This is a genomic window from Paraburkholderia sp. RL17-368-BIF-A, from assembly GCF_046054045.1.
GTDB lineage: Bacteria > Pseudomonadota > Gammaproteobacteria > Burkholderiales > Burkholderiaceae > Paraburkholderia > Paraburkholderia graminis.
This window is the reverse complement of the sequence record NZ_JARESN010000001.1, coordinates 344,807-363,073: the sequence shown is the minus strand read 5'-3', so window position 1 is coordinate 363,073 and position 18,267 is coordinate 344,807. Positions and strand designations below refer to the sequence as shown.

At 63.0% G+C, this 18,267-nt stretch carries 24 protein-coding genes and 2 tRNA genes; 14 read left to right on the top strand and 12 right to left on the bottom strand.

What is annotated here, in order from left to right; translation table 11 throughout:
- Positions 1 to 98: 98 nt before the first annotated feature.
- The 5 genes from P0D87_RS01635 to P0D87_RS01615 all read right to left on the bottom strand — a co-directional run bounded on the left by P0D87_RS01635 (position 99) and on the right by P0D87_RS01615 (position 3,887).
- Complete coding sequence (locus P0D87_RS01635; protein WP_029971336.1) at positions 99 to 1,121, bottom strand: quinone-dependent dihydroorotate dehydrogenase; 1,023 nt, start codon at positions 1,119 to 1,121, stop codon at positions 99 to 101.
- 156 nt (positions 1,122 to 1,277) lie between these two features.
- Positions 1,278 to 2,099 (bottom strand): arginyltransferase, encoded by an 822-nt coding sequence (locus tag P0D87_RS01630; RefSeq protein WP_053859017.1) that lies wholly within the window; start codon positions 2,097 to 2,099, stop codon positions 1,278 to 1,280.
- A gap of 141 nt (positions 2,100 to 2,240) precedes the next feature.
- Positions 2,241 to 2,978 (bottom strand): leucyl/phenylalanyl-tRNA--protein transferase, encoded by a 738-nt coding sequence (gene aat / locus P0D87_RS01625; RefSeq protein WP_006048776.1) that lies wholly within the window; start codon positions 2,976 to 2,978, stop codon positions 2,241 to 2,243.
- 9 nt (positions 2,979 to 2,987) lie between these two features.
- A complete protein-coding gene (locus P0D87_RS01620; protein ID WP_006048777.1) occupies positions 2,988 to 3,533 on the bottom strand; it encodes an NUDIX hydrolase in 546 nt (181 codons plus the stop codon).
- A gap of 277 nt (positions 3,534 to 3,810) precedes the next feature.
- Positions 3,811 to 3,887, bottom strand: a tRNA-Met gene (locus tag P0D87_RS01615).
- Positions 3,888 to 4,259: 372 nt separating this feature from the next.
- Here P0D87_RS01615 and P0D87_RS01610 point away from each other — a divergent pair.
- The gene (locus P0D87_RS01610) at positions 4,260 to 4,757 is read left to right on the top strand and encodes a heme-degrading domain-containing protein (RefSeq protein ID WP_053857985.1); all 498 of its coding nucleotides are present in this window, start codon (positions 4,260 to 4,262) and stop codon (positions 4,755 to 4,757) included.
- A 12-nt stretch (positions 4,758 to 4,769) separates the two neighbouring features.
- A complete protein-coding gene (locus tag P0D87_RS01605) occupies positions 4,770 to 5,102 on the top strand; it encodes an SMR family transporter (RefSeq protein WP_370882129.1) in 333 nt (110 codons plus the stop codon).
- 84 nt (positions 5,103 to 5,186) lie between these two features.
- Here P0D87_RS01605 and P0D87_RS01600 read toward each other — a convergent pair whose 3' ends face one another.
- Positions 5,187 to 5,567 carry a hypothetical protein gene (locus P0D87_RS01600; RefSeq protein ID WP_053857986.1) on the bottom strand — a complete coding sequence of 127 codons (381 nt, stop codon included), beginning with the start codon at positions 5,565 to 5,567 and terminating at the stop codon, positions 5,187 to 5,189.
- A gap of 45 nt (positions 5,568 to 5,612) precedes the next feature.
- On the bottom strand, positions 5,613 to 5,804 hold the full coding sequence (locus P0D87_RS01595) for a hypothetical protein (RefSeq protein ID WP_053857987.1): 192 nt from the start codon (positions 5,802 to 5,804) through the stop codon (positions 5,613 to 5,615).
- Positions 5,805 to 6,022: 218 nt separating this feature from the next.
- On the opposite strand from P0D87_RS01595, the gene P0D87_RS01590 reads away from it, so the two are divergent.
- The 3 genes from P0D87_RS01590 (at position 6,023) to P0D87_RS01580 (ending at position 8,230) form a co-directional block, all read left to right on the top strand.
- The gene (locus tag P0D87_RS01590) at positions 6,023 to 6,289 is read left to right on the top strand and encodes a hypothetical protein (protein WP_006048782.1); all 267 of its coding nucleotides are present in this window, start codon (positions 6,023 to 6,025) and stop codon (positions 6,287 to 6,289) included.
- 305 nt (positions 6,290 to 6,594) lie between these two features.
- Complete coding sequence (locus tag P0D87_RS01585; RefSeq protein ID WP_029971341.1) at positions 6,595 to 6,879, top strand: DUF1488 family protein; 285 nt, start codon at positions 6,595 to 6,597, stop codon at positions 6,877 to 6,879.
- Positions 6,880 to 7,093: 214 nt separating this feature from the next.
- Positions 7,094 to 8,230: an enoyl-CoA hydratase/isomerase family protein gene (locus tag P0D87_RS01580; RefSeq protein ID WP_053857988.1), complete on the top strand. Its 1,137-nt coding sequence runs from the start codon at positions 7,094 to 7,096 to the stop codon at positions 8,228 to 8,230.
- Between the two features lie 64 nt (positions 8,231 to 8,294).
- On the opposite strand, the gene P0D87_RS01575 is transcribed toward P0D87_RS01580, so the two are convergent.
- Positions 8,295 to 8,720 carry a hypothetical protein gene (locus P0D87_RS01575; protein WP_029971343.1) on the bottom strand — a complete coding sequence of 142 codons (426 nt, stop codon included), beginning with the start codon at positions 8,718 to 8,720 and terminating at the stop codon, positions 8,295 to 8,297.
- A 372-nt stretch (positions 8,721 to 9,092) separates the two neighbouring features.
- On the opposite strand from P0D87_RS01575, the gene ssuD reads away from it, so the two are divergent.
- The 4 genes from ssuD to P0D87_RS01555 are packed head-to-tail and all read left to right on the top strand — an operon-like array spanning position 9,093 to position 12,488.
- Entirely contained in the window at positions 9,093 to 10,253 is a 1,161-nt protein-coding gene (gene ssuD, locus P0D87_RS01570) for an FMNH2-dependent alkanesulfonate monooxygenase (RefSeq protein WP_006048786.1), read from the top strand.
- Positions 10,254 to 10,303: 50 nt separating this feature from the next.
- Complete coding sequence (gene ssuC / locus P0D87_RS01565) at positions 10,304 to 11,170, top strand: aliphatic sulfonate ABC transporter permease SsuC (protein WP_053857989.1); 867 nt, start codon at positions 10,304 to 10,306, stop codon at positions 11,168 to 11,170.
- A complete protein-coding gene (locus tag P0D87_RS01560) occupies positions 11,167 to 12,225 on the top strand; it encodes an ATP-binding cassette domain-containing protein (protein ID WP_053857990.1) in 1,059 nt (352 codons plus the stop codon). The genes ssuC and P0D87_RS01560 overlap by 4 nt, the downstream gene beginning before the upstream one ends.
- Positions 12,226 to 12,272: 47 nt before the next feature.
- Positions 12,273 to 12,488, top strand: coding sequence for a TOBE domain-containing protein (locus P0D87_RS01555; RefSeq protein ID WP_006048789.1), 216 nt, complete (start codon positions 12,273 to 12,275; stop codon positions 12,486 to 12,488).
- 8 nt (positions 12,489 to 12,496) lie between these two features.
- Here the strand turns inward: P0D87_RS01555 and P0D87_RS01550 are convergent, their stop codons facing one another.
- On the bottom strand, positions 12,497 to 12,793 hold the full coding sequence (locus P0D87_RS01550; protein WP_029971346.1) for a hypothetical protein: 297 nt from the start codon (positions 12,791 to 12,793) through the stop codon (positions 12,497 to 12,499).
- 175 nt (positions 12,794 to 12,968) lie between these two features.
- On the opposite strand from P0D87_RS01550, the gene P0D87_RS01545 reads away from it, so the two are divergent.
- From P0D87_RS01545 to P0D87_RS01535, 3 genes are all read left to right on the top strand, one after another.
- Positions 12,969 to 13,166, top strand: coding sequence for a hypothetical protein (locus P0D87_RS01545; RefSeq protein ID WP_029971347.1), 198 nt, complete (start codon positions 12,969 to 12,971; stop codon positions 13,164 to 13,166).
- Positions 13,167 to 13,316: 150 nt separating this feature from the next.
- Positions 13,317 to 13,559, top strand: a complete 243-nt coding sequence (locus P0D87_RS01540; RefSeq protein WP_053857991.1) for a DUF6566 family protein — start codon at positions 13,317 to 13,319, stop codon at positions 13,557 to 13,559.
- 117 nt (positions 13,560 to 13,676) lie between these two features.
- Entirely contained in the window at positions 13,677 to 14,051 is a 375-nt protein-coding gene (locus tag P0D87_RS01535) for a glyoxalase superfamily protein (RefSeq protein ID WP_029971349.1), read from the top strand.
- A gap of 122 nt (positions 14,052 to 14,173) precedes the next feature.
- Here the strand turns inward: P0D87_RS01535 and P0D87_RS01530 are convergent, their stop codons facing one another.
- Positions 14,174 to 14,440: a hypothetical protein gene (locus P0D87_RS01530; RefSeq protein ID WP_029971350.1), complete on the bottom strand. Its 267-nt coding sequence runs from the start codon at positions 14,438 to 14,440 to the stop codon at positions 14,174 to 14,176.
- 333 nt (positions 14,441 to 14,773) lie between these two features.
- Here P0D87_RS01530 and dusA point away from each other — a divergent pair, with 333 nt between their 5' ends.
- The gene (dusA, locus tag P0D87_RS01525) at positions 14,774 to 15,775 is read left to right on the top strand and encodes a tRNA dihydrouridine(20/20a) synthase DusA (RefSeq protein ID WP_053857992.1); all 1,002 of its coding nucleotides are present in this window, start codon (positions 14,774 to 14,776) and stop codon (positions 15,773 to 15,775) included.
- 99 nt (positions 15,776 to 15,874) lie between these two features.
- Positions 15,875 to 15,950, top strand: a tRNA-His gene (locus tag P0D87_RS01520).
- Positions 15,951 to 16,357: 407 nt separating this feature from the next.
- Here the strand turns inward: P0D87_RS01520 and P0D87_RS01515 are convergent.
- Both P0D87_RS01515 and P0D87_RS01510 read right to left on the bottom strand, forming a co-directional pair.
- Positions 16,358 to 17,431, bottom strand: a complete 1,074-nt coding sequence (locus tag P0D87_RS01515) for an acyltransferase family protein (protein ID WP_053857993.1) — start codon at positions 17,429 to 17,431, stop codon at positions 16,358 to 16,360.
- A 15-nt stretch (positions 17,432 to 17,446) separates the two neighbouring features.
- Positions 17,447 to 18,223: an SGNH/GDSL hydrolase family protein gene (locus P0D87_RS01510; RefSeq protein ID WP_258196111.1), complete on the bottom strand. Its 777-nt coding sequence runs from the start codon at positions 18,221 to 18,223 to the stop codon at positions 17,447 to 17,449.
- Between the last annotated feature and the right edge of the window lie 44 nt (positions 18,224 to 18,267).

The window sequence follows — 18,267 nt, the reverse complement described above, 5'->3', positions numbered from 1 at the left end:
GCAGAGTGCCCGTCGCTAAATACCCATTGCTCATGTCTGTATTACGAGGCGGGCGTGTGCATGAGCGAGGCGTAAGAGTACGCACGCTCGCCGCATAGTTAACGCAACGCCTGCACGCATTCGCCGATGAGCGCCGGGCCGCGATAAATGAAACCCGTATAAAGCTGAACGAGCGACGCGCCCGCGGCAAGTTTGGCGCGCGCGTCGTCGCCGGAAAAAATCCCGCCGACGCCGATGATCGGCACCGTCTCGCCGACTTCGGCGCGCAGCTTGCGGATCACTTCATTGGACGCGTCGAACACCGGCTTGCCCGACAGGCCGCCCGCTTCGTCGCCGTGCTGCATGCCCGCGACGGCCGTGCGCGCGAGCGTCGTGTTGGTCGCGATCACGCCTTCGAAGCGATGGCGCAGCAGCGTGCCGGCGATCGATTTGATCTGCTCGTCGTCGAGGTCGGGCGCGATCTTCAACGCGAGCGGCACGAGCTTGCCGTGCATGTCGGCCAGACGCTGCTGCTTGTCCTTGAGCGCGGCGAGCAGCGCGTCGAGTTCGTCCGCGCCTTGCAACTGGCGCAGGTTCTTCGTATTCGGCGACGAGATGTTGACCGTCACATAGCTCGCAAACGGATAGACGCGCTCGAGGCAGTAGAGATAATCGTCGGCGGCACGGTCGATCGGCGTGTCGGCGTTCTTGCCGATATTCAGCCCAAGAATGCCGCGGTAACGCGCGGCCTGCACGTTCTTCACGAACTGATCGACGCCCGCGTTGTTAAAGCCCATCCGGTTGATCACGGCCTGCGCTTGCGGCAGCCGGAACATGCGCGGACGCGGGTTGCCCGGCTGCGCGCGCGGTGTGACCGTGCCCACTTCGATGAAGCCGAAGCCGAGTGCCGCGAGCCCGTCGATCGCGGCGCCGTCCTTGTCGAGTCCCGCGGCGAGTCCTACCGGATTGCGGAACGTCAGTCCCATCACCGTGCGCGGCGCATCGGGCACGCGGGCGGCGAGCGCGCCCGCGAGCCCAGTGCGGCCCGCGGCGCCGAGCGCGCGCAAGGTCAGGTGATGAGCGTCTTCCGCGTCCATGCGAAAGAGTTGGGCGCGTACGAGCGGATAGAGGGAACTGAACACAGGACGAAGCCGGGCGGCCGGAAAATGGGAACCCGCTATTTTACCGGCTTTGCGCTGTCGATGAGATAAGGCGGAAGGCGAGGGCGGTGCGTTGCCGCGGGCGCGGGTCGAGCGTGGTGTTCTTCGGGCCACGCTCGGGCCACCCTCAGCCCACACTCAAGGCCGCAGCGGCCCGCGCCGGCCCTGCATTCCCGCGCCGGTCGGCTGGAGATCGACGCCGGCGGGATCGAGCACGCGCCACATGCCGTCGATCAATCCTTCGAGCGGCCGGAAATTGGCCTTGTACGCCATCTTCGGACTCTCGCGAATCCAGTAGCCGAGGTACACATACGGCAGCTTGAGACTGCGCGCCTGCTCGATCTGCCAGTAGATGTTGTACGTGCCGAAGCTCGTATGCGGCAGTCCCGGCTCGAAGAACGTGTACACGGACGAGAGCCCGTCGCCGAGAATATCGATCATGCTGATCATGCGCAGCAGGCCCGGCGAATCGGGCCGGTCCGGCAGCGGCTCGCGGAATTCGACGAGCCGCGAATTGATCCGGCTTTGCAGCAGGAACTGCTCGTATTGATCGCGGCTGTCGCGGTCCATGCCGCCGCCCGCATGCCGCGCCGACTGATAGCGCATGTAGAGCGCGTAGTGCTCTTCGTCGTAGTGAAGCGGCGCGACCGTGGCGATCATCTCGCCATGTTTTTTCCACACGCGGCGCTGCGTGCGGTTCGGCTCGAAGCGCTCGACCGGCACGCGCACCGGCACGCATGCGCGGCAACCGTCGCAATACGGCCGGTAGGTGAACACGCCGGAGCGCCGGAAGCCGGCCTTCACAAGGTCCGTGTAGACATCGGAGTTGATGAGGTGACTGGGCGTGGCGACTTGCGAGCGCGCGATGCGCCCGTCGAGATAACTACAGGGATAAGGCGCCGTTGCATAAAATTGCAGCGCCGAAAGCGGAGAAAGAGGCAGCTCGTTGGGATGAGTCACGTTGGCAGCTCTCGAAGCGTCTCTGGTGTCTCTGGTAATGCAAACCCGGCGCGCGTTGCGGCTAGCTTGTCGATCCGCGCGTTCGCTGGTGCGTTCGATCATGCGTTCGATCATGCGGACCCGGATTCGGCCTGATTCCTTCTACGCCGCTCGCGCGAGCACATCGAGCAACGCGGTCTTGTCGAAGCGCCACGGAATGCGCGGTGCGTCGACCGACGCGCGAACATGCGCGATGAACGCCTTGCGCGCTATCTCGCGACCGCCGAGCGACGCCAGATGCGACGTGTTCTGCTGGCAGTCTATCATTTCTATTTCGTGACGGCGCAAGTGCCCGACAAGCGCGGCCAGCGCCATTTTCGAGGCATCGGTGACGTCCGCGAACATCGATTCGCCGAAGAACATCTTGCCGAACGAGACGCCGTATAAGCCGCCCACGCGCTCGCCTTCGAACCATGTTTCGATGCTGTGCGCATCGCCCATCCGATGCAGCGACGTGTAGGCGTCGACGACGTCCGCGGTGATCCAGGTGCCGCGCTGTCCGCGCCTCGGCGCCTGCGCGCACGCGCGCATCACTGCGGCAAAATCATGATCCACGCGAATTTCCCATGCGTCGTCGCGCAGCACGCGCTTGAGCGTTTTACGCAGCGACGGCGACACCTTGAACTCGGCGGGACGCAGGATCATGCGAGGGTCGGGGCTCCACCACAGCACCGGCTGACCGTCGGAATACCACGGGAAGATGCCGTGACGATAAGCGTCGATGAGCCGCGACGGCAGCAGGTCGCCGCTCGCGGCGAGCAGGCCCGGCGCGCCACTGGCCGCGCCGAGCGCGCGCTCGACGGGCGGAAAGGGGTCGTCGGGGCCGAGCCAGGGGACCATGCGCGCCGCTCAGCCTTCGCGCAGCGAGCGGAAGATGTCGCCGGTATGCAGGCCGAAGCTGCCGGCCGCGCGGTCGGCGAAAAAGAAGCGCAGTGTTTGTCCGACGGTGGGAAACGCGATCTCGTCCCACGGAATGTCGCCTTCCTCGAAGAGCTTTACTTCGAGACTTTCCTCGCCCGCGGCAATGTCGAGATCGAGCAGGCGCGCCATATAGAACAGATGCACCTGATGCACGTGCGGCACGTTCAGCAGCGAGAACAGGCTCTGCACTTCGACACGCGCGCCGGCTTCCTCGAGCGTTTCGCGCGACGCGGCCTCGGCCGTAGTCTCGCCCATTTCCATGAAGCCCGCGGGCAGCGTCCAGTAGCCGTAGCGCGGTTCGATCGCGCGGCGGCATAGCAGCACCTTGTCGTCCCACACCGGAACGGTGCCCACGACGTTGCGCGGATTCTGATAGTGCACCGTGCCGCAACTGCCGCATACGAAGCGCTCGCGGTTGTCGCCCGGCGGAATGCTCAGGCTGACGCCGTGGCCGCAGACAGAACAGAATTTCATAGGAAGGGGACGAGAAAGGGTGCTAGGAGTTTATCACTGGGGCGGCGTGGTTTTGTGGCGCGAGCGAAGGGCGGTGGGAGAGGCGAAGTTGGCGGGGGTTGCGACGGCGATGCGCGCGCGCGTTTGCGAACAACTGGAACGCTGTGTGCGGAGCCGATGACCCGCGTGTCGAAGCTTGGAAGAGGAATAGCAAGCTCAAAACAAAAAAGGCCTGCCGATTTGGCAAGCCTTGAATGTTGTTTTCGACGCTTTGACCTGTTCGCTCGCATTGAGCACTTGGTTGCGGGGGTAGGATTTGAACCTACGACCTTCGGGTTATGAGCCCGACGAGCTGCCAGACTGCTCCACCCCGCGTCCGTCGAAGAAAAGATTATAGAACAGATGGGAAGCGCGTGCAATAGGCGTTTAAGAAAACGGCTTTTTGGGCGCGGGCCTTTTCCTCAGCGGAACGCTTTCTCCTCGCTCTTAGAAGCGCCGGCGCTAACTAACAGCACGTCGCGCGATGCGTGCCCCGCGTCGCATCGCGCAAGGCCCGCGCAACACGCTGCGCTAAAATCGCAATTCGACGCGCCGTCACGCATGTCGCGCCATCGCGAGGTAGTCGCGAGTAATCCCGATCTGTTCGCAAGGAACCGCGCGACTCGCCGCACGACAAAGCAGACAACCGCACAAACCGTCAGCACTGCACGACGACGCGCCCGCACTCCCATTCGCCCTCGGAATTTCATGGACATCGCTCACGATCTGCAGGTCATTGCCGCTCAGGAACACGCGCTCGTGTTTCCTCAATTCGACGCCGACCGCGCCTGGCAAATCGGCGCCTATCTGCACGAGGTCGCGAAGGCGCGCAGCATCGCGGCCGCCATCGACGTCCGCACGTTCGGTCAACCGCTGTTCTTCAGCCTGCTCGACGGCGCGACGCCGGACAACATCGATTGGGCACGCCGAAAGGGCAACACGGTCGCGCATTTCCGGCGCAGCTCGTACGCGATCGGTCTGAAAATGCAGCAGGCCGGCAGCACGCTCGCCGACAAACACGGTCTGCCCGCCACCGAATACGCGTCCCACGGCGGCGCGTTTCCGTTGACAGTCACGGGCGCGGGCGTAATCGGTTCGATCACGGTGTCCGGTCTGCCGCAGCGCGCCGATCATGAGTTCGTGGTCGAAGCGCTGTGCGCGCATCTCGGTCACGACTACAGCAAGCTCGCGCTTGCAAAGGCCTGAGCCGATATGCGGCTGCCGCCTTATGCATTGCTGGGCATCGCCATCGTGGCCGAAGTAATCGCGACATCGGCGATGCGCGCGTCGGAGGGCTTCTCGCGGTTCGTGCCGTCGGCGATTGTGGTGCTTGGCTACGCCGTCGCGTTTTATTGCCTGTCGCTGACGCTGCGCAGTATTCCGGTCGGCATCGTCTACGCGGTGTGGTCGGGCGCGGGCATCGTGCTGATCACGCTCGTCGCGCTGCTGCTGTACGGACAGGTGCCGGACGTGCCGGCCGTCATCGGCCTCGGGCTGATTATCGCGGGCGTCGCCGTGCTCAACATGTTCTCGAAGATGCAGGCGCATTGAAGCATGCTCCGGCGCCTGTGCCGCAACGGCGGGCGCCAACTGCGCTGCAACTGCAATTGCGACTGCAACTGAAGCTGAACGCGCTCACTTGCAGCGCACGATCATCGAACGGTTCTTGACGTTGGCCGACACGACGTTCGTCACGCTGCCGCCCGCGGTGCCGCCTTCGTCGTTGTCCTTCGACACGATGTCATAGCCCGTCGCGCCGCACGCCTTGCCCGCCTGCACGTAGCACGAGGCCCAGCTCGAATCGGCGCCCGCGCCGCTGCAATTCACCGCAAAGCCGGTCTGGCCGTTCGGCAGATTGATCAGCGACGTCGTATTCGACGACGCGCAGCCGGCTATGCCCACGCCGATCGCGAGCGCGGCCGGCAACGCGGCAAAAAGCGAAATGCGGCGCAGCAGAGCCCGCGCGAGGCCATGTCGAAGATGGCGGGTGCGCGGCAATTGCGTCATGAAATGCATCGTGATTGTTTCCTTTGATCATGCGAGCTTGCGACGCGCGCAAGCTCAGGGTGCGTCGATAGTGATGCCCGCCGCGCCGACCAGCTTGCGGCTTTTCGCGCCGCTTTCGGTGGCCGCGTCTTCCCAGATGCTGATGGCTCTCGCGATGTCGATGCCGTGACTTTCGGCGTACGCAAACCATCTGTTCGCCGCATCCGGCTCGGGCAATTCGTGGTCGTCCAGAAAATATTTTCCCATATTGCGCTCGCGGAACTGGAAAGGGCCCGACTGCCTGAGCATGGAATGTGCCGATGAAGCTCTTCGACCGGTGCGGAGCGCGAAGGTGCGGCATACGTGCGCAGCGCGCGCGAAGCAAGGGCCGAACGAGTGCGGAACAAGCGCGCAAAGCGCACGCTCGCAGAACTAATTGGCTTCCCCGGCGCCTTACCTCAATCATTGCATCGAGGAGAACGAACATGGCTGAGCGGGTCAGCGGCCCTTATCGCGGCTATTACATCAGCGCCGCCGCGCGCCTCGTGCCGGCAGGCGACGCGCCAGGCGCGGGCGGCCATTACGTCGGGTCGGTCAGCCTCGCCGAACTCGGCCCCGACGATTCGCACCGGATGGAAACCCTGGTCGATCTCGGCGGCGAGCAGCGCTTTGGCAGCGAGGACGAGGCGCTCGCATTCGTCGAACAGGCCGCGCGCGATTACATCGACCGGCTGCTCGGAGGCCGGCCATGACGGCGCGCGATCGTGGAGTGCGCAAGCACGCGCGCACCGAGGCGCGGAGTCACGCCCGTAGTCACCCCCAAAGTCACGGCAAGAGTCAAACCGAAACGCGCACCGGAAGCCACGCCCAAAGCCAGGCCAGGAGTCGAACCGAAAGCCACTCTGGCGCCGACGCCCATCCCCAACCAACCGCCCACACGCCAGCCGCAGCGCTCTGGACCGCGGTCCGGCCCCGCGAGTACCATATTCGGGTCGTCCGGGGCCGGCCGGTTTTTGCGGGCTCCGGTTGTGTGCCAGATACTTCCGATGAGGCGACCATGGAAATCAGGTTTCCCGCAGGCGCGCCAGCCTACCGCGATTCCAATCTGACCGTTGTGTTTTCCGCGCTCGTGGACGGCGAGCCCGTGCCCTGCGCGATCTCCGTCGAGGCGCTCGAAGATCACTTCGGCGCCCACTCCGAGGACGAAGAAGGCTGGATGCGCGCGTTCGACGCCGGCCGTCCGCGCATCGAAGCCGTTGCGCGCGAGCACTTGCAGATCAGCAACGGTACGCCGGTGCTGCTCAAGAGCGGCCACTTTCCGCCCGGCAACGCCGCGGGCTAAAGCTCAAGCTCAAGCTCAACGAACCCCATGCGGCGAGCCGCACCGCAAGACAGCGGCTCGCCGCGCCAACGCACAACGTGCAGCGCGCGCCCGCGCATAGCCGCCGGCAACCTGCCCGACGCCGCGCCGCCTTCCACCACAAACAGGTCCGACGCCGCAGCTACGTGATAACGTTGGGTTTCCCGTGACTCTGCGCCGTCGCGCGTCGTCTTCCATGTCTCTTTCCGCCTCGCCCGCAGCCAGCGACCAGCTCGCGACTTACGTAGCCAACCGCATTGGTTTCATCGAACTCGAAAGGCCGCAGGCGCTCAACGCGCTGTCGATCGGCATGATCCGCGCGATGCACGCCGCGCTCGACGCCTGGTCGGAAGATCCCAACGTGCTCGCGGTCGTGGTGCGCAGCCAGCATCCCCGGGCGTTCTGCGCGGGCGGCGACGTCCGCTTCCTGTACGAGTCCGTGCAGCGCGGCGACCACGAAGCTCGCGACGCGTTTTTTATCGAGGAATACCGGCTCAATCACGCGATTTTCACGTATCCGAAGCCCTATATCGCGCTGACGAACGGCGTGGTGATGGGCGGCGGCATGGGCATTTCGCAGGGCGCGCATCGCACGGGCGGGCTGCGGGTCGTCACGCAGTCCACGAAGATGGCGATGCCGGAAACGCGTATCGGACTCTTTCCCGATGTCGGCGCGAGCTGGTTTCTCGCGCGCACGCCGGGCGCGATCGGCCGCTATCTCGCGGTGACGGGCGAGACCATCGGCGCGGCCGACGCGCTGTACGCCGGTCTCGCCGATGTCTATATGGAAGACGCCGCGTTGCCCGCACTCATCGACACGTTGCGCAGCGAACTGTTCGAGCGCGGCGCGGACGTGGTGGCGTGCGTCGAGCGCGAATGCCGCGCGTATCAGGATCAGGTGACGCCGCCGCCGGACGAGTCGCCGCTCGCTCGCGCGCGAACGCTGATCGACCGGCATTTCGCGCTGCCGGACGTGCCGCGCATTCTGGCGTCGCTGCAGCAGAAGTGCGATCGCGACAGCGCCGAGTGGGCCGAGCAGGTGATCGCCGTGTTGCGCGAGCGCTCGCCGCTTTCGATGGCGGTATCGCTCGAGGTGGTGACGCGCGCGGAAGGCTCGATGGCCGAGGTGCTGCGCAGCGATCTCGATCTCACGCGCTCGAGCTTTGAACAAGGCGACGCCGTGGAGGGCGTGCGCGCGCGCATCATCGACAAGGACAATGCGCCGCGCTGGCGCTTTGCGCGCATTGAAGACGTCAGCGCCGCCGACGTCGAGAAGATGTTCGAAAGCCCGTGGCCGCCGAACGAGCATCCGCTGCGCGACCTGCGGAGCTAGCCGCTAGTCGCTCGCGGTTCGCCGCTCACGTGGACGAGCATCCGAGCGAACGCTCAGCGCGCGCTCAATCCGCATCCTCACCCGCCATGAACGCGCGCATGAAGACGAGCGCGCCCCAGCCCCACATCGCGTTCGCGGCAAAGCCCATCGCGAGGCGCGGCAGCATGTTGCCGCTCGGCCAGATGCCGCGAATCGGATCGACGACGAACACGCTGGCCGCCGTCAATACGATGCCGCCGAACACGAACGCCGGCAGCCACGGCGCGCGGCGCTCGGGCGCGACGCGCAACAGCCACGCCATCAGCACCGCCCAGAACGCGCTCCAGATCGCGTTGGCGATGAACTCGGGCAGGCCGAGCGGCATGAACGGGGCAGTGGAATAACCGCTTTGATCGACGACGCCTGCGGCATGCAGCAGCGCCAGCGTGGATTCATGAAAGAACAGCGATGCCAGAAAACCGGCGACAAACGGCAGGATGAGTTTTTGCATGCATTGCACCGCCAGGGTACAGGCGCGTGATTTGCATTGCCTGCACCGGATTATTGGAAACGTGCGCCATTATATCCAGCGCTCGCGGCTTTTCCGCGGGCCTCCGGGGTCGTGCCCGTATGCTGTAGCGTCGGGCTAATCACGGAAGTGGAAAACCTAAGCTCAAAAAAATCGTTCAAAAGGCGCGCCCCCGTCCATAGACTGTTTCTCCATGCAGACGGCGCCTCGCGCCGTTGCCTTTAGCGTCGATACCGCAACCTTTTTCCGTCCCTTCGCGATGCATCGTCCGGTTCATGTCCGATGACCGGCTGGATGCGTGCGTCCGGCGTTGTCTCGATCCACTCCAGTTTCCGAATACGCGGGGAGCAGCAAATGAATGTGTTCTGGTTCATTCCGACTCACGGTGACAGCCGTTATCTCGGCACGTCGCAAGGCGCGCGCGCGGCCGATTACGACTACTTTCAGCAGATCGCCGTCGCCGCCGATACGCTCGGCTACGAGGGCGTGCTGCTGCCCACGGGCCGCTCCTGCGAGGACGCATGGGTCGTCGCGTCGAGCCTGATCGCCGCGACGAAGCGCCTGAAATTTCTGGTCGCGATCCGGCCGGGCATTTCGTCGCCGGGTCTTGCCGCGCGCATGGCCGCCACGTTCGACCGTCTGTCGAACGGGCGCCTGTTGATCAACGTCGTGACGGGCGGCGATGCGGCCGAGCTCGAAGGCGACGGCGTGTTCGTCGATCACGACACGCGCTATGAAATCACCGACGAGTTCCTGCACATCTGGCGCAAGCTGCTCACGGCCGCGCATACGAACGATGCGATCGACTACGAAGGCAAGCACTTGCAGTCGAAGGGCGGCAAGGCCTTGTATCCGCCCGTGCAGAAGCCGCATCCGCCGCTGTGGTTCGGCGGTTCATCGCCGGCCGCGCATGACATGGCGGGCGAGCACATCGACACCTATCTGACGTGGGGCGAGCCGCCCGCGGCGGTCGCGAAAAAGATCGCCGACATTCGCGCACGCGCGGCCGCGAATGGCCGCACGATCCGCTTCGGCATTCGCCTGCACGTGATCGTGCGCGAGACGGAAGAAGAAGCGTGGGCCGCCGCCGACAAACTGATCAGCAAGCTCGACGACGAGACCATTGCGCGCGCGCAGGCGTCGTTCTCGAAGATGGACTCCGAAGGTCAGCGCCGCATGGCCGCGCTTCACGGCGGCAAGCGCGGCGGGCGCGCGGAGCTCGAGGTTTATCCGAACCTGTGGGCCGGCGTCGGTCTCGTGCGCGGCGGCGCGGGCACCGCGCTCGTCGGCAATCCGCAGCAGGTCGCGGCGCTCATGAAGGAATACGCGGAGCTCGGCATCGAGACGTTCATTCTGTCGGGCTATCCGCATCTCGAAGAGTCGTACCGCTTTGCCGAACTCGTGTTTCCGCTGCTGCCCGGCCGCCAGAGCAAGACCTCAAACGGGCCGCTTTCCGGGCCGTTCGGCGAGATCGTCGGCAACAACTATCTGCCGAAGGCGGCGAGTGCGAGCTGAGCGGCGTCCGTTCGGTTACGACACCTTCGACACGCAATGAGGGAAGTCACATGACTCAATCCACTGTGAGTGCGCAACGCGATGAAGGCGCGCGGGGCGGCGCGGCTTTCCGGCCCGCGCTGCGGTCCGCTTTCGGGTCGTTGCGGCAAGTCGGCGCGTCGCTTGCGCCGTGGGTCGCACCGCTTCTGATTCTGCTCGCCTGGGAAGCCGCCGCGCGCAGCGGCGTGCTGTCCACGCGCGTTTTGCCCGAGCCGCTCGCGGTCGTGAAGGCGGCGTGGTCGTTGATCCAGTCGGGCGAAATGTGGGCGGACGTGAAGGTCAGCACGTGGCGCGCGGTGTCCGGTTTTGCGATCGGCGGCGGAATCGGTCTCGTGCTCGGGCTCGCGACCGGTCTCTTCAAGCCGATCGAAATCGCGCTTGATTCGACCGTGCAGATGATCCGCAATATTCCCGCGCTGGCGATGATCCCGCTCGTGATTCTGTGGTTCGGCATCGAGGAGCAGGCCAAGGTGTTCCTTGTCGCGCTCGGCGTTTTTTTTCCGATCTACGTGAACACGTTCCACGGTATCCGTTCGGTCGATTCGAATCTGATCGAGATGGCGCGCAGCTACGGCGTGAAGGGCGTGGCGCTCTATCGGCATGTGATTTTGCCGGGCGCGCTGCCGTCGATTCTCGTCGGCGTGCGCTTCGCGTTCGGGCTGATGTGGGTGACGCTGATTGTCGCCGAGACGATTTCGGCGCAATCGGGAATCGGCTATATGACGATGAACGCGCGCGAATTCCTGCAAACCGATGTCGTCGTGGTCGGCATTCTGCTGTACGCGGCGCTCGGCAAGATCGCCGACGTGCTGGCGAAGAGCCTCGAGCGCGTGTCGCTGCGCTGGCATCCGGCCTATCAACGTGGAGGTAAGGCATGAGCGCAACGACACTGTCGACGTCGTTCGGCGGCATCGCGGGCCGTGATCTGGAGGTCGAGCTGGCGCAGGCGCGCGTCGCGGATCACAACGCGGATGTCGCCGCGGATCTCGATGAGCGTGAGCGTGCGCGCCGTCAGGTGCGCAATGAGCGACGGGCGGCGGAGCAGGCGGGCGCCGTGGCGCGCGAAGATGCAAGGGACGCGAACGGAAAAACCCGCACAACCCGCACAGCCGATTACTCGGTCGAGCTGCGCGGCGTCGGCAAGCAGTATGGCGAACGCAAGGTGCTGACGGACTTCGATCTGTCGATCGAGCGCGGCAGTTTTGTCGCGATTGTCGGCCGCAGCGGCTGCGGTAAATCGACGTTGCTGCGGCTCGTCGCCGGTCTCGAGAAGACGAGCGCCGGCGTGCTCGAAAAACGCGCCGAAGACGGCCGGCCGCTCGACACGCGGATCATGTTCCAGGACGCGCGTCTGTTGCCGTGGAAGAGCGTGCTGCAAAACGTGATGCTCGGCCTGCCGCGCGGCGCGCGCGACGACGCGCGCGCGGTGCTTGCCGAAGTCGGCTTGCTCGAGCGCGCCAACGACTGGCCCGCGCAGCTTTCCGGCGGTCAGCGTCAGCGCGTCGCGTTGGCCCGCGCGCTCGTGCATCGTCCGCAATTGCTGCTGCTCGACGAGCCGCTCGGCGCGCTCGACGCGTTGACGCGCATCGAAATGCATGCGCTCATTGAGCGCCTATGGCGCGAGCACAAGTTCACCGCGCTGCTCGTCACGCACGACGTGCACGAGGCCGTCGCGTTAGGCGATCGCATCCTGTTGATCGAAGAAGGGCGCATCGCGCTCGATCAGCCGGTGCCGCTCGAGCGTCCGCGGGCGCGTGCGTCCGCGGGTTTTGCCGCGCTCGAAGAGCATGTGCTGCAGCGCGTGCTGAAAAATGCGCCGAACGACGACGCGTTGCGCGAGGAGGCGCACGATTCGCGCGACGCACGTGGTGCAGGTAACGCTGGCAACGCAGGCCGTTTCACGCGGCCAACAGATGTCCGTTGGGCCATCTGACATCCTTGACTGACTGAATCTAATCGCTTTCCCTGGAGTCACTCGCAATGAGCATTTCCGCAATCAACGTACGCAATCAGTTCAAAGGCAAGGTCAAGGAAATCATCCGCGGACCGGTCGTGTCCGAAGTCGATGTCGACACACCGTTCGGCATCGTGACCTCCGTGATCACGACGCGCTCCATCGACGAACTCGAGCTGCAGGTCGGCTCGGAAGTCGTCGCGCTCGTCAAGTCGACGGAGGTCTCGATCGCGCGCCTGTAAGCGCCGCGCTATTTCGCGTTCGCGCCGCTCGCGGGCGGCTCGTGCATCATTTTGTCGTTGGTGGGCTTGCGCGGACGCTTGATCGGCATGTTGTCCGGATTGCTCGAGCCGGTCGCGCCTGATGCCGACTCGGGCGGCTTTACCATCGACGATGCGGCGTCGGCCGGTTGCGCTGCTTGCGTGGGCGGCGTGGTCGAGCCTGCCGCGTTGGTCGTCGTTGGCGTCGCCGATGCCGCCGTTCCGCTCGCGCCCAGCGCCAGCAGCGCGGCGGCTGCGCTTAGCGCGGCCAGAGTGCTTCGCTTCATCGCCTTCTCCTTTTGCGTTCCTCGCGTCTGCTCGGGTTGCATGGGTTTTCCGGTAGACCGGCGTCGCCCGCGAAAATTCACGCGCGAGCCATTCGCTCGTGACGATGCGCCAATGCGCCTCCATTCGCTCTCGAAACTTGCTAGGATAAATTCAGTCACGTCGACGGAGACCGCCATGTCGAAGTCATTGAGTCCCGAAGCAATCGAAGCGTTGCGGCGCCTGAACGAAGTGGGCGTCGGCCAGCCGGCGCCGAAATTCCCGCAGTCCGTCACCGCGCAGTTGCTGGCGTGCGGACTCGTCGCCGAATCGAGCGGCGACGAAGTCGAAATCACCTGCAACGGCAGGCAGTACCTTTCCGGCGATTGCGACTGAGCGAACCGACGGCGAGGTTTGCGCGACCTTGTTCAAACGAGCCGCAGCGGGTTCACCGGGGCAGGTTGCAGCGCACCGCGCTGCCGCCGGTGCCGGCGCGTTCGCGCGCGATGAACGGCGATTGGAACCGCAGCGAAGGGGGAAGTGAAGATGGAGCCGACGGGCCTCGACATGGGCGATTACAAGGAGCGCTATCAGGACTACGACATCGAAGTCGCGGTCGAACAGGTGCTCACCGGCGTCAAGGCGCATTTCCGCGTGCTGCGTGAGAACGCGGTGGTGGTCGACTGGCGGCTCGTGCATATCGACAGTCTTTGGCCCACCGAGCACGCCGCCGCCGAGGCCGGCTTTCGCGCGGCGCGCGACGTGATCGACGCGGGGCTCGCGGCTTAAGTGAGGCTTAAGTGAGGCTTGATTGCGGCTTGATTGCGGCTTGATTGCGGCGGCGCGTGAAATCGGCAACGTATTCGACTATGCTCGGCGGCTCATTCCGACTCGCTGAGCCTCGTCATGCATCTTGCGCCTGCTGTGCCGATCATCCGCATCTTCTCCGAGGACAAAGCCCGCGAGTTCTACGTGGATTTCCTGGGCTTTAGCGTCGATTGGGAACACCGTTTCGGCGACAACTTCCCGTTGTATGCGCAAGTGCGGCGCTCCGATCTCGTTTTGCACCTCAGCGAACATCACGGCGACGCGACGCCCGGCTCGACGATTTTCGTGCCGGTACGGGAGATTGACGCGCTGCATTCCGAGCTCGATGCGAAGGACTATAAGTACGCGAAGCCGGGTGTCGACGCGCTGCCGTGGGGCAAAGTGCTGGAAGTCGCCGATCCGTTTGGCAATCGCATCCGCTTTTGTGAGGCGCCGGAAGAAGGGGCGGCGTAACGCGCGGTGGGTGGCGATTCATTCCCGTAAACGAAACTGGGCGCCGCACCGGAATCCGATGCAGCGCCCAGTTCGCATGCTGCCACCTGGGCAGCAGGGGCAGCAGGGTCGACGGCGACTGCTTAGTGGCCGAAGAACACCGATTGCGGACCGGAAACCGGTTCGCGGGTGCCCGATTGCGACGACACGTTGTTCACGCCGCCGTAAGCGGTCGAGCCGGCGTTAGCACGTTCGGCCGCGACGGTTTGCGCGTTCTGGCCTTGTTGCGAAGCCGGTGCGCCGACGGACGGGCGATAGAACGGTGCCGGGCCGTAGCCGCTTGCGAAAGCCGGTGCAGCGACGGAAGCGGAAACAGCGACGAGCAAGGCAGCGATAAATTTGGTCTTCATGATGTACCTCCAGGATTTCGATTTTCAGGATGGCGTGGCAGGAAGCCGTGGGCTGTGTCTGCTACGTCGATGGAATGCAGTGTATACCCCTACTATCGAAAATTTGTACCGATAATCTGAAATTACTATTCTCGCTGCTGAAATAATCCGTCAGAGCCGCGCCGCATATGGCTTAGCAGTGGTTCGACCCTGCTTTCCGCGGCTTTCCAGTGCGTTGGCCGGAGTGCAAATACCTGATCTTGCAAGGGTTTATCGGGCAGTCGAGGGGCACCGACGCCGGCCGCTTCCCGCGTTGCGGTAAAATTGCGGTTTCGATTCAAGTCGTTACCGCCCATGTCTTCAGCTCGTCCCGCCAGTCCGCGCCGCGTCAGCGTCGCGCCCATGATGGACTGGACCGATCGCCACTGCCGGTCGCTTCATCGCATGATTTCGCGCCATACGTGGCTGTACACGGAAATGGTGACGACCGGCGCGCTGCTGCACGGCGATGTGCCGCGCCATCTCGCGTTTACGCCCGACGAAGCGCCCGTCGCGTTGCAACTCGGCGGCAGCGAGCCGGACGATCTCGCGCGCTCGGCGAAGCTCGGCGAGCAGTGGGGCTACGACGAAATCAACCTGAATTGCGGCTGCCCGTCGGAGCGCGTGCAGCGCGGCGCATTCGGCGCGTGTCTGATGAACGAGCCGCAACTCGTGGCGGACTGTGTGAAGGCGATGCGCGACGTGGTGTCGGTGCCGGTCACGGTCAAGCACCGGATCGGCGTGGATGCCGTCGAGGAATACGGCTTCGTGCGCGACTTTGTCGGCACGATTGCAGAGGCCGGCTGCGATGTTTTCATCGTGCATGCGCGCAACGCGATTCTCAAAGGTCTGAGCCCGAAAGAGAATCGCGAAATTCCGCCACTCAAGTACGACTATGCCTATCAGTTGAAGCGCGACTTCCCGCACCTGGAGATCATCATCAACGGCGGAATCCGGACGCTCGACGAAGTGGAGACGCATCTTCAACACGTCGATGGCGTGATGCTCGGGCGCGAGGCCTATCACAACCCGTATCTGCTGGCTGACGTCGACGCGCGCTTCTATGGTTCGACGCAGGCGCCGCTCACGCGCGAGCAGGTGGAAGCGCAATTGATCGAGTATTGCGCGGCCGAGATGGCGCGCGGCACGTATCTCGGCGCGATCACGCGTCATGCGCTCGGCCTCTATCGCGGCGAGGCGGGGGCGCGCGGCTGGCGGCGCGTTCTGTCGGACAGCAAACGGCTCGCGGCACGTGACCTCGCGATCTTCGACGAGGCGAGACAGCATCTGCGTGAGCCGGTCGAGATTTTTGAATAAAGGGCTAGGCAAACGCCGTTTGTGTTCGTATAATCTCGTTTCTTCGTTGGTGACCCGGGTTTTTTAGTTGTTTCCGGCGAGTCAAAGCAGATGTCAGTGGTGGCTGTAGCTCAGTTGGTAGAGTCCAGGATTGTGATTCCTGTTGTCGTGGGTTCGAGCCCCATCAGCCACCCCAAAGAATTCAGCGGTATCAAGCAGTTGGAAGTTTCGGAATTAAGCCCGCACACCGTTGCGGGCTTTTTTTCGTTCTGCGCACTTACGCAGTCGACATAAGCCGGCTAGAGAGACCGGGGAATAAAACGATTTCGACGTTAGGGATGCAGCCGCTCGTTAATTTGGTCGAGTACTACAACTATTGGATTGGCGAGGGCAACGGGGGCCCAAGGAAAACCTCGCGTTTGACGCCAACTGCAAGATGTCGCCAGACCGAAGAACGAGACCGAATGCAATCTTGTCGGCACGGCAGATCTCGGCGATGTGAGCCATCAGCGGATTGATGTGCTCGTCGTAGGCCATGATCTGCGCATTGCATCAATGACGCCGACCTGCGGTTGGTAAAAAGCGGCGGTGATGTAACACTCTTCATCCTGAAAACCAGCGGGTCGGCACCATCGGTCGGATTGCTTGAAGAACGTCCGGAAGGCGGTGCCCGACTTTGACGAAAGGCTTCTCGAGAAAATGCCATGAAGCAGCGCCGACAGCGATAGCCACAGCAATTGAGAAAAGCTGATTTTGCTGCAGGCTAATGTCAGGAAATAAAGCAGTGATCGTTTGCTGTATCGGCCATCCATAAACGTAAACTCCGTATGAATAGTCTCCGGGAAGTTTAAGCGCTTTGATGGGCCTTAGTGTCATCAGCCATAGCGGCGTCAGCAGGAAGGCAGCATAGAACGCGTATTCAAACACTGGTCCGTCTCGAAGCAGCCATGCAAGGAGATAGGTACCGAGCACCACTCGCGCGTCGATGCGGATTTTTTCCCTGAAGAGTGCCAGCAAGACGCCAAATGAAAAGAACGCCGGTAGGCGTCCAGCATCATTGTTGTTGGGCAAGCCAAAGATTGAGATGCTGTCTGGTCGATACAAAAACCAAACGATCACTGCACCGCAACCAAATGCCGCAACGACCTTCAATCGCAATAAACCACACATGGCAAGCGCGAGTAACGCTGCATACATGAGGAGCTCATAGCAGATTGTCCAAAGCGAGCCATTCGCATCCTGGTATGCATTATTCTGGAACACGCCCGGCATTACGTAACCCATATAGGGTTGCTTGAAAATGTGGATGTACATCCAGGTGTTCCCGAAATATTGGCCTAAAGGTAGCGAGGTCAACATGGGGCCGATGACGAGCATGCAAATGGAGCCGCTCACGATGAGCGCCGGGAAAATGCGGAATACTCGGGCGACGGCGAACTTCACCGGTGACGGCTGGCGAAGCCAGCTAGACGTGACGAGAATCCCACTGAGGAAGAAGAAAAACTTGACCGCAAGCGAGCCGGAGTAGTCGAAACTCAAAAGCGCTCCGATTGGCTCATGCTCGCCCTCGCGAGGAGACAGCGCGAAAGCGTGCCCCCATATCACCGCCAGGGCGGCGATCAAACGAAACAGATCCGCGTTGTTATTTTCACGCCGAAGAGCATCATCGAGTGTCATTGATAAGTGCTCCTGTCACTTGCTCGCCGACAACGTCGCGTGCATATTGTTGAGCCCGGACTGGAGCCGGTATGCGACAAGCTGAGCGATGATCTGATGGCCAAGGTCATTAGGATGGATCGGGTCCGCTGTGCGCTCCATGGGATCGAATTTCCCGGCCTTCTCCAAAGGCATGATGGCCTCTCGCAGGGCGATCATTGGCACGCCGAGTTCCCGACCGATTGGGATCTGATTGTCTTCCGCGCTTGACCACTTACGATCCATCGTGAAAAGCATCAGTACGGCTGGATGATTGGGCGCAGCCAGGATGCGCTGCACGACTCGCTTGTAGCTCGCTCTCATCTCTGGAGTGATGGCATCGTTATTTGCCCACTCGGTAATTACGAAGTCTGGCTTGTATCTCAGTAGGTCTTTCTGCAGGCGCTTGTCGCCGTATTCGGAATTCGTCTGGCCGATCCCGGCATTGACAAGCCTCATCCTGCTTTTCGGAAAGGTCGCTCGCCACCAGCCGAACACGCGGCCCACATAGTTTTTTTCCTGACTCGTCGCCCATGCACCTTGCGTGATTGAGCCGCCGATCGCGGCAATGGTTATCGGTTTACCCGCCCGGGCTTTCTCGAAAACTTTCCAAAGGCGCGAATCGTCTCCGTATTGGATAACCGACCGGTTCAGTGCGGCTGGGTCGACGACGCAGGATTGAGGCAGCTTCGGATCTGTGATGTAACACTCGGGTCCCGCTGCATGGGCGCAGGTGCACGCGAGAAAGCATGCAACAGAAATTATTTTTATCACGTTGTAAGAAAGTGTAATAACCCGGACCGGGATAGTACACTTAT

Excerpts from the sequence above, each read along its gene's own strand:
- aat (WP_006048776.1), bottom strand. The coding sequence starts at position 2,978 with ATGGTCCCCTGGCTCGGCCCCGACGACCCCTTTCCGCCCGTCGAGCGC.
- P0D87_RS01620 (WP_006048777.1), bottom strand. The coding sequence starts at position 3,533 with ATGAAATTCTGTTCTGTCTGCGGCCACGGCGTCAGCCTGAGCATTCCG.
- P0D87_RS01610 (WP_053857985.1), top strand. The coding sequence starts at position 4,260 with ATGGACATCGCTCACGATCTGCAGGTCATTGCCGCTCAGGAACACGCG.
- P0D87_RS01600 (WP_053857986.1), bottom strand. The coding sequence starts at position 5,567 with ATGCATTTCATGACGCAATTGCCGCGCACCCGCCATCTTCGACATGGC.
- P0D87_RS01595 (WP_053857987.1), bottom strand. The coding sequence starts at position 5,804 with ATGGGAAAATATTTTCTGGACGACCACGAATTGCCCGAGCCGGATGCG.
- P0D87_RS01590 (WP_006048782.1), top strand. The coding sequence starts at position 6,023 with ATGGCTGAGCGGGTCAGCGGCCCTTATCGCGGCTATTACATCAGCGCC.
- P0D87_RS01585 (WP_029971341.1), top strand. The coding sequence starts at position 6,595 with ATGGAAATCAGGTTTCCCGCAGGCGCGCCAGCCTACCGCGATTCCAAT.
- P0D87_RS01580 (WP_053857988.1), top strand. The coding sequence starts at position 7,094 with ATGTCTCTTTCCGCCTCGCCCGCAGCCAGCGACCAGCTCGCGACTTAC.
- P0D87_RS01575 (WP_029971343.1), bottom strand. The coding sequence starts at position 8,720 with ATGCAAAAACTCATCCTGCCGTTTGTCGCCGGTTTTCTGGCATCGCTG.
- ssuD (WP_006048786.1), top strand. The coding sequence starts at position 9,093 with ATGAATGTGTTCTGGTTCATTCCGACTCACGGTGACAGCCGTTATCTC.
- ssuC (WP_053857989.1), top strand. The coding sequence starts at position 10,304 with ATGACTCAATCCACTGTGAGTGCGCAACGCGATGAAGGCGCGCGGGGC.
- P0D87_RS01560 (WP_053857990.1), top strand. The coding sequence starts at position 11,167 with ATGAGCGCAACGACACTGTCGACGTCGTTCGGCGGCATCGCGGGCCGT.
- P0D87_RS01555 (WP_006048789.1), top strand. The coding sequence starts at position 12,273 with ATGAGCATTTCCGCAATCAACGTACGCAATCAGTTCAAAGGCAAGGTC.
- P0D87_RS01550 (WP_029971346.1), bottom strand. The coding sequence starts at position 12,793 with ATGAAGCGAAGCACTCTGGCCGCGCTAAGCGCAGCCGCCGCGCTGCTG.
- P0D87_RS01545 (WP_029971347.1), top strand. The coding sequence starts at position 12,969 with ATGTCGAAGTCATTGAGTCCCGAAGCAATCGAAGCGTTGCGGCGCCTG.
- P0D87_RS01540 (WP_053857991.1), top strand. The coding sequence starts at position 13,317 with ATGGAGCCGACGGGCCTCGACATGGGCGATTACAAGGAGCGCTATCAG.
- P0D87_RS01535 (WP_029971349.1), top strand. The coding sequence starts at position 13,677 with ATGCATCTTGCGCCTGCTGTGCCGATCATCCGCATCTTCTCCGAGGAC.
- P0D87_RS01530 (WP_029971350.1), bottom strand. The coding sequence starts at position 14,440 with ATGAAGACCAAATTTATCGCTGCCTTGCTCGTCGCTGTTTCCGCTTCC.
- dusA (WP_053857992.1), top strand. The coding sequence starts at position 14,774 with ATGTCTTCAGCTCGTCCCGCCAGTCCGCGCCGCGTCAGCGTCGCGCCC.
- P0D87_RS01515 (WP_053857993.1), bottom strand. The coding sequence starts at position 17,431 with ATGACACTCGATGATGCTCTTCGGCGTGAAAATAACAACGCGGATCTG.